General features: G+C 74.3%; 8 protein-coding genes. 2 read left to right on the top strand and 6 right to left on the bottom strand.

Annotated features, from left to right (window positions below; translation table 11 throughout):
* The first annotated feature begins 30 nt into the window (after positions 1 to 30).
* Both ACH4U8_RS17305 and ACH4U8_RS17300 read left to right on the top strand, forming a co-directional pair.
* Entirely contained in the window at positions 31 to 873 is an 843-nt protein-coding gene (locus tag ACH4U8_RS17305) for a hypothetical protein (protein WP_360304763.1), read from the top strand.
* Between the two features lie 186 nt (positions 874 to 1059).
* Entirely contained in the window at positions 1060 to 4836 is a 3777-nt protein-coding gene (locus ACH4U8_RS17300) for an AAA family ATPase (protein ID WP_395778621.1), read from the top strand.
* A gap of 95 nt (positions 4837 to 4931) precedes the next feature.
* Here ACH4U8_RS17300 and ACH4U8_RS17295 read toward each other — a convergent pair whose 3' ends face one another.
* The 6 genes from ACH4U8_RS17295 to infB all read right to left on the bottom strand — a co-directional run bounded on the left by ACH4U8_RS17295 (position 4932) and on the right by infB (position 12363).
* Positions 4932 to 5882 carry a bifunctional riboflavin kinase/FAD synthetase gene (locus ACH4U8_RS17295; RefSeq protein ID WP_379992669.1) on the bottom strand — a complete coding sequence of 317 codons (951 nt, stop codon included), beginning with the start codon at positions 5880 to 5882 and terminating at the stop codon, positions 4932 to 4934.
* A gap of 137 nt (positions 5883 to 6019) precedes the next feature.
* Entirely contained in the window at positions 6020 to 6913 is an 894-nt protein-coding gene (truB, locus tag ACH4U8_RS17290; protein ID WP_360304757.1) for a tRNA pseudouridine(55) synthase TruB, read from the bottom strand.
* Positions 6910 to 8037 (bottom strand): bifunctional oligoribonuclease/PAP phosphatase NrnA, encoded by a 1128-nt coding sequence (locus ACH4U8_RS17285; protein ID WP_379992668.1) that lies wholly within the window; start codon positions 8035 to 8037, stop codon positions 6910 to 6912. The genes truB and ACH4U8_RS17285 overlap by 4 nt, the downstream gene beginning before the upstream one ends.
* Positions 8034 to 8519, bottom strand: coding sequence for a 30S ribosome-binding factor RbfA (gene rbfA / locus ACH4U8_RS17280; protein WP_360304753.1), 486 nt, complete (start codon positions 8517 to 8519; stop codon positions 8034 to 8036). The genes ACH4U8_RS17285 and rbfA overlap by 4 nt, the downstream gene beginning before the upstream one ends.
* 132 nt (positions 8520 to 8651) lie before the next feature.
* Positions 8652 to 8945: a DUF503 domain-containing protein gene (locus ACH4U8_RS17275; protein ID WP_360304751.1), complete on the bottom strand. Its 294-nt coding sequence runs from the start codon at positions 8943 to 8945 to the stop codon at positions 8652 to 8654.
* A gap of 238 nt (positions 8946 to 9183) precedes the next feature.
* Positions 9184 to 12363: a translation initiation factor IF-2 gene (gene infB, locus ACH4U8_RS17270; RefSeq protein WP_360304749.1), complete on the bottom strand. Its 3180-nt coding sequence runs from the start codon at positions 12361 to 12363 to the stop codon at positions 9184 to 9186.
* Between the last annotated feature and the right edge of the window lie 43 nt (positions 12364 to 12406).

The following is a 12406-nucleotide window of genomic DNA, read 5'->3' as shown; positions in this document are numbered from 1 at the left end:
CAGGTGCCTACGTACGGGGAGGATCGACCAGTGAGCACCACCAACACCGGCCGGGGCCGACGCCGGGCCCCGAACGGGCGTGGCAACAACCGCAACCCGAACCCGCCGCCCGCCCCCACGCCGAACCCGACCCCCGGTTCGGGCACTCCCGTGCCGCCGCCCTCGCGGCGCAAGGGCCTGGCCCGACTGGTCGGGCCCCGGCACGAACGGCACCTGCTGACCGCCGCCCAGTTGCCCGCCCTGGGTCTGCCGGTGGGCGACGACGGCGTGGTGATCGGGGTCGACCCCGAGCGCAATCCGGCGGTGCTCGGCCTGTTCCGGCCCGAGGCGTTGGACGTCGCGTTCGTCGGCGGTGCCTACGTGGTGCAGATCATCGCGCTGCGGGCGGCGGCGATCGGCGCGCGGGTCGCGATCGAGTCCGGTCGTCCGCAGTTGTGGTCCGCGATGGCCCAGGCCGCGGGCGGCGCCCAGCCGTGCGTGACGGTGCATCAGGTGGGCCGGCTCGGCCCGCAGGGCCCCACCGCCGGCAGCCCGGTCCTGGTCATCCGCGACTGCGGCGCCCGCCCGCCGCGCAATCGGCTCGCGCCGGCGGCGTGGCAGACCACGCTGACCCTGCTGCCGTTCCTGGACCCGGCGCAGGCCCGGCAGCGGATCGGCGTGGGCGCGGGCCTGGTCGGCATCCAGCGGGTCTCCCCGATCGAGGCGCAGGCCGCCTCGTCGGTGTTGTCCCTGCCCGGCGAGGACGAGGCCGCGCTGCCCACCCTCGCCGACGAACTGACCCTGTGGAGTACCAGGAAGGCCCGGAAGTACGTATTGCTGACGCCCACTCAGGCCGAGGTCGGCCTGCTCGGCCCGCCGCGGCGGATGGACTGACCGAGCGCGGTCGCGACACCGGCTCCGCGCGAACAGGCGGACGGACCGGCGACGGTTGCCGACACCGCTGACTACGCTGTGAGACTCGTGTAGGGGGCAGCCTCGACTCCGGTCGAGGTACGGCGGACGGCGCGGCGCCGTGTGATCCGAGCCGAGCCGCCTCCGGACGATCGGAAGGACCACACCGTGAGCAGCGAGCAGGACGGCGCACCCATCGAGCCGGGGACCGACGAGGAAGAGGAGTGGTCGGGACCCGACTTCACCATGCCCTCGTGGTACACGCACCAGGACGGCGGCGCGCCCGCGCCACCACCGTCCGGAGTGGGCGCGCCCGCACCCCCTCGGCAGGGTGCCCAGGTGCCGGCGGCGCCCCGCTACGGCAGCGACGACGCGACGCTGGTGCCTCCCGCGCGGACGCCCGAGCCGCCCGCACCGCTGCCGTACGGGACCGGGCCCGGCCCCGGTGGGCCGACCGGCGCCGCCCCGGGTCCGTACGGCTCCGGCCCGGGAGAGCCCGGCCGGGCGTCGGTGCCGCCGGCCCGCCCGGCGCAGGCCCCGCCCGGTTACGGCACGCCGCCGGCCGAGCCGCCCGCGACGCACCGACCCGCGGCCGAGCCCTACGGGGTCGATCACGCCGCATCGCGCCCGGGCGACGCGCAGTCTCCGTACGGCCCCGGGCAGCCGGGTACCGCGCCCGACGGCGCGCCGAGCGGATTCGGCCCGCCCCCGGGTGACCCGACCACCGTGGTGCCGCCGCAGTTCACCCCGCCCGAGCCCTCGGCGCCGCTGCCGTACGGCACGCCGTCGGCCGAACAGCCCCCCGCCGGCCCGCCGACCGCCGCGGACCCGGCGTTCACCCCCGGCGAGCCGACCGTGGTCGCGCCGCCTTCCGTCGATCAGGGCCGCCCCACCGACGACCCGGCCGGTCCGCCGCCGTTCACGCCGGGCGAGCCGACGATGGTCGTGCCGCCCTCGTTCGAGCCGAACCGGGGGACCGACGCCGAGCCGCCCTTCACCCCGGGCGAGCCGACCATGGTCGTGCCGCCCTCGTTCGACCAGGGTCGCCCCGCCGCCGATCCACGCGAGGTCGGCGAACCGACCGCGCCGACCGCCGAGTCGGACCACCGCGGCCCGGATCACGCCGAGCAGGCCGAGCAGACCCCGCCCGCCTCCCGGCCGCACGACGCCGCGCCCGCCGAGCAGCCGCCGCACGACGCCGGCCCCGGGCCCGACTCCGAGCCCGCCGCGCCCACCGACCGGGCCGACGCGCCCCAGGACGCGCCGTTCGACCCGCACGACGTGCCCACCACCCCCGCCGGCGGCACCCCGATCCCCGGCCTGTCCGCCGCCGGACCGGCCCCCGAGGCACCCGGTACCCCGCCCGTCGAGGCGGCCGGCGGCCCCGCGCCACAGCAGCGGCCCGCCCCCGAGCCGCCGGGGTACGACCAGTACGCGCCGGCGGCCGACGCACCACCGGCGCCCGCGCCGTACGACCCCACCCACCACCCGACCGGCGACCCGTCCGGCCCGCCCGAGATCCGCACCGCCGAGCCGCAGCCCGCCGCGCAGGCCCCCTCGGCCGCCGCCCCGCAGCCGGCCGACGACCGGCCGTACCCGCCTCCGGGCCAGGCCCCCGCGGACCGGCAACCGCCGCCCCCCGTCGGCCAACCGCCGTACGGACAGCAGCCCGCGCCGCCGCAGACCGGCCAACCGCCGTACCAGGGCGGCCCACCCCCGGGCCCGGACCGGCAGCAACCGCAGCCCTACCCCGGCCAGGCCCAGGGCGCCCCGCTGCCCGACCCGGCCACTCGGCTGATGGCGCCGATCACCGACGACATGGCCCCGCCGCCCGGCGTCCCGCAGCAGGCGCCGCCCCCCGGCCCCGGCCAATACCCCATGCCGACCGGCGCCCCGCCGCGCCCGACGACCCCGCCGCAGGGCTCGCCCATGCCGCCCCCGGGCTGGTCCGGCACGGCCCCCGCGCACGGCGAGGCCTGGGGCACCGGCGCCCCGCCGCCGGCCGGAGCACCACTGCCGCCGCCCAGCGGCGAGCCGCTCGCGCCTCCGCAGCAGCAGTCGCCCGCGCCGCCCCCGCAGGACGAACGCTCGTGGATGCGGCGCGCGTTCGGCGGCAACAACGCCCCCGCCGGCCCGCCCGAGCAGCAGGGCGGCCAACCGCCGTACGCCCAGGCCCCCGGCCCGTACCAGCAGGCCCCGGACCCGTACCGGCCGGGCACCCCGCCGCACGGCGCCCCCGGCCCGCAGGCCCCCGCGCCCTACCCGCAGCCCGACCCCAACCAGGCGCACCACCCGTACGCCCAGGCCCCGCCCGCCGACGGCCGCCCGGGCCAGGCGCCGTACGGCCGACCCGGCCCCCAGGGCCAGGAACCGCCGCACGCCCAGGGCGCCCCCTACGGCCGCCCCGAGCAGTACGCCCAGGGCACCCCGCCGCAGGGCGCACCGGCCCCGCAGCACAACCCGTACGGCCAACCGCCCGCCGGCCCCGACCCGCAGTCGCCGTACCAGCCGGGCACGCCCCCACACGGCGCCCCCGGCCCGCACGCGCAGCCGGCCCCGCCCCACCAGGCCCAGGCCCCGCGGCCGGGAGCCCCGCAACACCAGCCCCCGCAACACCAGACCCGGCAGCCCGGGCCGCCCACACCGGCCGACCGCGCCCCCGAGCAGCCCAACCCGTACGACCCCGCGCAGCCGTACGCCCCGGGCACCCCGCCCCAGGGCAGCCAACAACCGCAGTCCTGGTCCCCCGACGGCGGCGGCGCCCCCGCCCGAACCGTCGGTGGCGCGCCGCTCGGCTACACCGCCGCCGTCGAGCTGACCAGCGACCGACTGCTGCGCAAGCAACCGCAACCCCGCCGGCAGACCCCGCGCTTCCGACTCGGCGGCAAGTCCGCCGACGCGCGCCGGGCCGAACGCCTGGAGCGGATCCGCACGCCCGTCCTGGGCTGCTACCGGATCGCGGTGATCAGCCTCAAGGGCGGCGTGGGCAAGACCACGACGACCACCGCGCTCGGCTCGACGCTGGCCACCGAGCGGCAGGACCGGGTGATCGCGATCGACGCCAACCCGGACGCCGGCACGCTCGGTCGCCGGGTCCGCCGGGAGACCGGCGCGACCATCCGCGACCTGGTCAACTCGATGGCCCACGTGCACAGTTACATGGACATCCGGCGGTTCACCTCACAGTCCTCCAGCGGCCTGGAGATCCTGGCCAACGACGTGGACCCGGCGGTGTCGACGACGTTCAACGACGAGGACTACCGCTCGGTGATCGATCTGCTGGGCAAGCAGTACCCGATCATCCTGACCGACTCGGGCACCGGACTGCTCTACAGCGCGATGCGCGGTGTGCTCGACCTGGCCCACCAGTTGATCGTGATCAGCACGCCCAGCGTGGACGGCGCGACCAGCGCGAGCACCACGCTCGACTGGCTGGTCGCGCACGGCTACGCCGACCTGGTCGCGAACAGCATCACGGTGATCTCGGGTGTCCGCGAGACCGGCAAGATGGTCAAGACCGAGGACATCGTGGCCCACTTCGAGACCCGCTGCCGTGCGGTCGTGGTCGTCCCGTTCGACGAACACCTGTCGGCGGGCGCGGAGTTGGACCTGGACATGATGCGGCCCAAGACCCGCGAGGCGTACTTCGAGCTGGCCGCGCTGGTCGCCGAGGACTTCCACCGCACCCAGCCGCCGGCCGACCAGCAGCAGTGGCAGCCCCAGTACCAGCAACCACAGCAGCAACCACCGCAACAACAGCCCTACTACGGCCAACCGCAGCAGGCCCAGCCATACCCGCAACAGCAGCCGTACCCCCAGCAGCAGCCGCAGCACCAGCCACAACAGCACCCCCACCAACAGCCCCACCCACAACAACCGCAGCCCCAGCAGCCGTACTACCAGCAGCCCCCGCCCGGCGACTGGCAACCACCGCGACAGGGCTGACACGCCGAAGGGCCGCCCCGGAGATTCCGGGGCGGCCCTTGGCACATCCGTCGCGAAGCGAAGGCGGCGCGGCGACCGGGCCGCGCGGCGCCGGTTCAGCCCGTCGGACCCAGGTCCGCCGCGTCGATCAGCTCACGCGCGCGCTTGACGTCGCGGGCCATGTGTTCCAGCAGGTCGTCGATCGAGTCGAAGCGCTCGGTCCCGCGCAGGTACTCCAGGAAGTCCACCGCGACGTGCATCCCGTACAGGTCGAGGTCGGTCCGGTCCAGCGCGTACGCCTCGACCCGCCGCTCGGTGCCGTCGAAGGTCGGGTTGGTACCGATCGAGATCGCCGCGGGCAAGCGCTCGCCCTCGATCACCAGCCAGCCCGCGTACACCCCGTCGGCCGGGATCGCCGTGTACGGGAGCACCTCCAGGTTGGCCGTCGGGTAGCCGAGTTCGCGGCCGCGCTGATCGCCGCGCACCACCACGCCCTCGACCCGATGCGGGCGACCGAGCAGCTCGGCCGCACCCGCGACGTCGCCCTCGGCGACCCGGGCCCGGACCACGGTGGACGAGAAGGTCACCTCGCCGGAGACGAACAGCTCCGGCTCGACGACGGTGAAGTCGTTCGCCACGCCCAACTCCTCCAAGAGCGCGACGTTGCCCGTCGCCTTGTGGCCGAATCGGAAATTGCGCCCCTCGACCACGACGGCCGCGTGCAGCGTGTCCAGCAGGACCTGCCGCACGAAGTCGACCGCGCTCTGCCGAGAGAATTCGAGCGTGAACGGGAGCACCAGCACCGCGTCCACACCCAGGTCCGCCATGAGCTGCGCGCGCCGGTGGTGCGGCGTGAGCAGCGGCGGGTGACTGCCCGGTCGGACCACCTCGCTGGGGTGCGGGTCGAACATGACCACGACCACCGGCAGCCCGCGCTCGCGACCGATCGCGACCGCCCGGCCGATCGTCCGTTGGTGTCCGCGATGCACACCGTCATAGGACCCGATCGTGACGACGGAGCGTCCCCAATCGCTGGGGACGTCCTCCAAGCCCCGCCAACGCTGCACCGTAACCGCTCCTCGTTCTTCGTGACGTGTCGCGGGTCCAGCTTCCCACGCAGGCGCCGTCGCTCGGTCCCACCCCCGCCGTGGCGACCGTCACCCCGGGCCCGGCAATGCCGTGCCCGGCCTCGGCCGCGAACGTCTCAGCCCACGAACACCGCGAGCGGTCGGGCCACGCCCTCCCGGTTCTCCACCAGCGCGAGGAAGGTGCCGTCGGGGCCGAACACACCCACCGGCCCCTCCCGGTCGTCGGCCGGCAGCCGGCCGCCGTGCGAGACGGCGCGCGCCTGGTCCTCGGTCACCTCGCGGCGCGGAAAGGCCGCCGTGGCCGCGTCGGCGATCGGCAACACGCCGAAGGACTCCTCCAGCTCCGCCAACGTGTGCGCCCGATCGATCGAGTACGGCCCCACCCGGGTGCGGCGCAGTGCGGTCAGATGGCCGCCGACCCCGAGCCCGGCGCCCAGGTCGCGGGCCAGCGCCCGGATGTAGGTGCCGGACGAGCAGGTCACCCGCACGTCCAGGTCGAGCGTCTCGCCCTCGCGCCGGGTGGCGAGCACCTCGAACGCGGACACCGTGACCGGGCGGGCGGCGAGTTCGAACTCCTCGCCGTCGCGCACCCGCGAGTACGAACGTTTGCCGTCGATCTTGATCGCCGACACCTTCGAGGGCACCTGCAGGATCGGGCCGGTCAGCTCGGCCACGCCCGCCGCGATCGAGGCGTCGTCCACGTGCGCGGCCGAGGTGGTCGAGGTGACCTCGCCCTCGGCGTCGTCGGTGACCGTGTTCTGCCCGAGCCGGATGGTGCCGGTGTACTCCTTCTCGGTGAGCGCGAGGTGGCCGAGCAGGCGGGTGGCCTTCTCGATGCCGATCACCAACACGCCGGTGGCCATCGGGTCCAGCGTGCCCGCGTGGCCCACCCGGCGGGTACCGGCGATCCGGCGCAGCCGGCCCACCACGTCGTGCGAGGTGAGTCCGGCCGGCTTGTCCACGATCACCAGACCGTCGGGCGGCGGGGGTCCTGCGTTGCGGCGCTTCACGCGTCGTCTCCCGGGGTTGCGTGCGCCGGAGCGACCGGCAGTAGTGCGTCGGCCAGGAGGTCCCGGAATCGGGCCACCACCTCGGCCGGTGGGTCGTATGCGGTGAAGCCGGCCGCGAACGCGTGCCCGCCGCCGCCGAAGGCCGCGCAGACGCGGCCCAGGTCCACCGCGCCCTTGGAGCGCGCCGAGGCGCGCAGCGCGCCGTCGTCGTCCTCCTTGAGCACCAGCGCGACCTCGGCCTCGCCGCTCTTGCGCACCACGTCGATCACGCCCTCGATCTCGTCCAGACGGATCCCGTGCGCGGCACGTTCGGCGCGGGTGATCACGGTGGACACCAGGCCCAGACCGCCCGCCGCGTCGGCGTCCAGTCGGGCGGCGGCCAGGGCGGTGGCGAGCACCTTGAGATAGCCGAACCGGCAGGTGTCCCAGATGGCCCGCTGGATCAGGTCGTGTCGTATCCCGGTGGCCATCAGCCGAGCCGCGAAGGTGTGCGTCTCGGGGGTGGTCCCCACGTACTTGAACGAGCCGGTGTCGGTGACCAGGCCGGTGTACAGCGCGGTCGCGATGTCGGCGGTCAGCGTCGCGCCGAGCCGGGTGATCAGCTCGTCGGCGAGCACCGCGGTCGCGGGCGCCTCGACGTCGATCAGGTGATGCGTGCCGAAGCGGGTGTTGGAGGCGTGGTGGTCGACCACCAGGAGCGTGCCGGCCGCCTTGGCCTTGGCCTCCAGCAGGCCCAGCCGCGCCGAGCCCGCCGCGTCGAAGACGGCGACCAGCTCCGGTTCCTCGGGCACCTCGGTGTGCGCCACGAGCAGGTCCTGACCGGGCAGGAACTCCAGCGAGGACGGCACCACCAGGGGGTCGTCGCCGTAGGAGACCCGGACGGTGCGGCCCAACTCGCGCAGCGCCAGCCCGACGGCGAGCGCCGAACCCAGCGCGTCGCCGTCGGGGCTGACGTGTGCCAGCAGGGTGATGTCGCCGGCCGTCAGGAGCAGGCGGACCGCCTCGTCCCACTCGGCCGCACCCGGCGCGGTCGGCGGCACCGTCCGCGCGTCGAAGTCGCCGGTCCGCGACTTCCCTCCCGCGGTCGGGCCGGGCTCCCGGTCCGCCGCCACGCCTGGTGTCAAGGTCGGTCGCCCTCCTGTGTTTCCGCCTTGGGCTCCGCCTCCGACTCGTCGTCGGAGTCGCCCACGGCCGGGGTCCGATAGGGGTCCGCGTCACCGGCATAGCCGGCCCCCGCGGCGGTTGAGCGTACCGCCGCATCGGCCTGCTGTGCCCGGGCGAGGAGATCGTCGATGAGTTTGGCGTTGTCCGGAAGGGCGTCGGCGATGAACGTCAACGACGGGGTGTGACGCACGCCGGTCTGGCGGCCCACCTCGCTGCGGAGCACGCCCTTGGCGCTCTCCAGCGCGGCGGCCGTCGCCGCCCGTTCGGTCTCGTCGCCGTAGACCGTGTAGAACACGGTCGCCTCACGGAGGTCACCGGTCACTCGTGCGGCGGTGATCGTCACGAACCCCAGACGCGGGTCCTTGATCCGGCGCTCCAAGGTCTCCGCGACCACAACCTGGATACGGTCCGCGAGTTTGCGCGCCCGCGCGGTGTCGGCCACTGATCCTCCTGCGATTGCTCGGCATTTCGGCGGGATCCCCGCGCCCGGGATCACCGGACGCGGGGCCGCTCTCGTTGCTTGTTCCGTTCGACTGCCCGCCCGACCGCTCGTTCGACGGCGGTCCGACGATCGTCAGTCGTCCTCCCCGTACACCCTGCGGCGTGCGGAGAGCAGTTCCAATTCGGGCCGGCCGGCGACCAGCCGTTCACAGTTGTCCAACACCTCGGCGCATCGCTCGACGCTCGCGGAGACCACCGCGATGCCGATCACGCTGCGCCGATGCAAATCCTGATGCTCCACCTCGGCGGCGGCAACGGCATTCTTGCGCTGAAGGTCCGCCAGGATGGGGCGGATCAAAGATCGTTTTTCCTTCAACGAGTGCACATCGCCGAACAGCACATCGAGGCTGATGGTTCCCACAAACATAGGCGACGGGCCTGGCCGGCCCGGGAGGCCTCGGGTCGGGGCCGCTGAGGCCACCGACGAAAGAACCGGGCACACACGTCGCGGCCCGGGATACCACTGGTCACGCTGATCACTCGTATCGCCGGCCCACGTACTGCCGGTGTGCCACCGCTCATCCTGCGACACGCCGGATCCGCCCGGTGGGTACCGGGCGGATCCGTCGCATCGATCAGCGGTTCGATCGGTTCGACCTACCGGGTCAGCCTCGCGGCTTCTCCCGCATCTCGAACGTCTCGATGGTGTCCTCGACCTTGATGTCGTTGAACGAACCGAGGTTGATACCGCACTCGAAGCCCTCGCGGACCTCGGTGACGTCGTCCTTCTCGCGGCGCAGGCCCTCGACGTTGAGGTTGTCGGCGACGACGGCCCCCTGCCGGATGATCCGCGCCTTGGTGTTGCGCTTGATCGTCCCGCCGGTGACCATGCAGCCCGCGATGTTGCCGAGCTTGGAGGACCGGAACACCGCGCGGATCTGCGCCGTGCCGAGCTGGACCTCTTCGTACTCGGGCTTGAGCATGCCCTTGAGCGCGGCTTCGATCTCCTCGATGGCCTGGTAGATCACCGAGTAGAAGCGAATGTCGACGCCCTCGCGGTCCGCCATCGTCCGCGCCCGGCCCTCCGGCCGGACGTTGAAGCCGATGATGATCGCGTCCGAGGCCATCGCCAGGTTGACGTTGGACTCGGTGATCGCACCGACGCCGCGGTCGATGATCCGCAGCTCGACCTCTTCGCCGACATCCAGGTTGAGCAGCGCGTCTTCCAACGCCTCCACCGAACCGGAGCCGTCACCCTTGAGGATGAGGTTGAGCTGCTGCATCTCGCCGGCCTTGAGGGCCTTGTCCAGGTCCTCGAGCGAGACGCGCTTCGAACGGCGGGCCAGGGTCGCGTTGCGCTCCCGGGCCGCCCGCTTCTCGGCGATCTGACGCGCGGTGCGCTCTTCCTCGACCACGAGGAAGTTGTCACCGGCACCCGGCACCGAGGTCAGACCCAGCACCATGACCGGACGGGACGGCGTGGCCTCGGTGAGGTTGTTGCCGTTCTCGTCGATCATCGCGCGGACCCGGCCGTACGCCTCGCCGACCACGATCGCGTCGCCGATGTGCAGCGTGCCGCGCTGGACCAGGACGGTCGCGACGGGGCCGCGGCCCTTGTCGAGGTGACCCTCGATCGCGATGCCCTGGGCTTCCTGGTGCGGGTTGGCGGTGAGCTCGAGAGCCGCGTCCGCGGTCAGCACGACCGCTTCCAGCAGCTCGTCGATGCCCAGGCCCTGCTTCGCCGAGATGTCGACGAACATCGTGTCGCCGCCGTACTCCTCGGCCACGAGCCCGTATTCGGTGAGCTGGCCACGAACCTTGGTCGGGTCCGCGCCTTCCTTGTCGATCTTGTTGACCGCGACGACGATCGGCACGCCGGCCGCCTGCGCGTGGTTGAGCGCCTCGATCGTCTGCGGCTTCACGCCGTCGTCCGCCGCGACCACGAGGATCGCGATGTCCGTCGACTTGGCACCGCGGGCACGCATGGCGGTGAACGCCTCGTGACCGGGGGTGTCGATCAGGGTGATCTTGCGGTCGACCTCGTTGACCGTGGTCGCGACCTGGTAGGCACCGATGTGCTGGGTGATGCCACCGGCCTCGCCCGCGATCACGTTCGTCTTGCGGATCGCGTCGAGCAGGCGGGTCTTGCCGTGGTCGACGTGACCCATGACCGTGACCACCGGCGGACGGGCCTCGAGGTCTTCCTCGTCGCCCTCGTCCTCGCCCCATTCGAGGTCGAAGGACTCGAGCAGCTCGCGGTCCTCCTCCTCCGGGGAGACGATCTGGATCACGAAGTCGAGCTCGGCCCCGAGGGTCTGCAGCTCGTCGTCGCTCACCGACTGGGTCGCGGTCAGCAGCGAGCCCAGGTTGAACATGATCTGGACCAGTGCCGCGGGGTTCGCGTTGATCTTCTCCGCGAAGTCGGTGAGCGAGGCACCGCGCGACATCCGGACGACGCGTCCGTTGCCGCGAGGAGCCATCACGCCACCGGCGGACGGAGCCTGCATGTTGTCGAACTCTTGACGACGCTGACGCTTCGACTTGCGCGCGCGGCCCGGACGCCCACCGGGACGACCGAACGCACCCTGCGTGCCGCCGCGACCACCGGGGCCACCACGACCGCCGCCGCCGGGACGACCGGCGAAGCCGCCGCCACCACCGGGACGACCCGGAGCGCCGCCGCCACCACCGGGACGGGGACCGCCGAAGCCGCCACCGCCGCCGCCGGGACGACCGCCACCGCCGCCGGCACCCGCCGGACGACCGCCGCCGCCACCGGGACCGCCGGGACGACCGGGCGCACCGCCGGGACGACCGGGACCACCCGGGCCACGAGCGGGCGCCGGACGGTTGGGCATCATGCCCGGGTTGGGACGCGGGCCGCCGGGGCCTGCGCTACCACCGGGACGGGGACCCGCGGGACCACCCGAACCACCCGGACGCGGGCCACCGGCCGCAGGACCCTGCGGACGCGGCGGCATGCCACCGGGGGTGGGTCGACCGGCGCCGCCGGCGGCCTGCGGCCGCGGCATGCCGGTGCTGCCCGAGGTGAAGGGGTTGTTGCCCGGACGCGGGCCGGCGGGACGGGTGCCACCCGGACGGGGTGCACCACCCTGACCGGGACCCGACGGACGCGCGCCACCGGCGGACGGAGCGCCACCGGTACGCGGACCGGAGGGACGCTCGCCACGCTCGGGACGATCGCCGCGCTCGGGACGGCCACCGGGGCCGCCCTGGCCGGCACCGGCCGGACGCGGGCCCGGACGGTTGCCCGCACCGGGACCCGAGGAGGCCGCCGCCGGACGGTCCGAACGCGGACCGCGCTCGGCCGGACCGCGGTCGCTCTGGCCACGCTCGGCCGGACCACGCTCGGCGGGACGCGCTGCCGGGCGCGGGCCCGGAGCCGGCGCACCGGCCGGACGCGGACCCGACTGGGCCGCGGGACGCTCCGCCTGACGCGGGGCGGCCGGAGCCGCCTCGGCGGCCGGGGCGGCCGGCACCACGGGCGGGGCGGTGCTGCCCTGGGGGGCCGGGCGCGGCGCCGGGCGCGGGCCCGGAGTCGGCGCACCCGCCGGGCGCGGGCCCGGAGCGGGGGCAGGACGCGCGGCGCCCTGCGCTGAACCTGGGGTGGCACCCTGCGGCGCGCCCGAGGGGGCGGGACGCTGGGGCCGGCGGGAGGGCCCGCCTTCCGTCTTGAGTGCTTCCGTCAGTTTGCGAACAACCGGCGCCTCGATCGTCGAGGACGCCGAACGAACGAACTCACCGAGTTCTTGGAGCTTGGCCATGACGACCTTGCTCTCGACTCCGAACTCCTTGGCGAGTTCGTATACCCGGACCTTTGCCACGTCGCTCCTTCTGGTCCGGGGTTGGTCGTCCGCCGGACCGTCA

This window comes from Embleya sp. NPDC020886 (assembly GCF_044333915.1).
In the GTDB taxonomy this organism is placed as follows: domain Bacteria; phylum Actinomycetota; class Actinomycetes; order Streptomycetales; family Streptomycetaceae; genus Embleya.
This window is presented reverse-complemented; position numbering and strand designations above follow the sequence as displayed.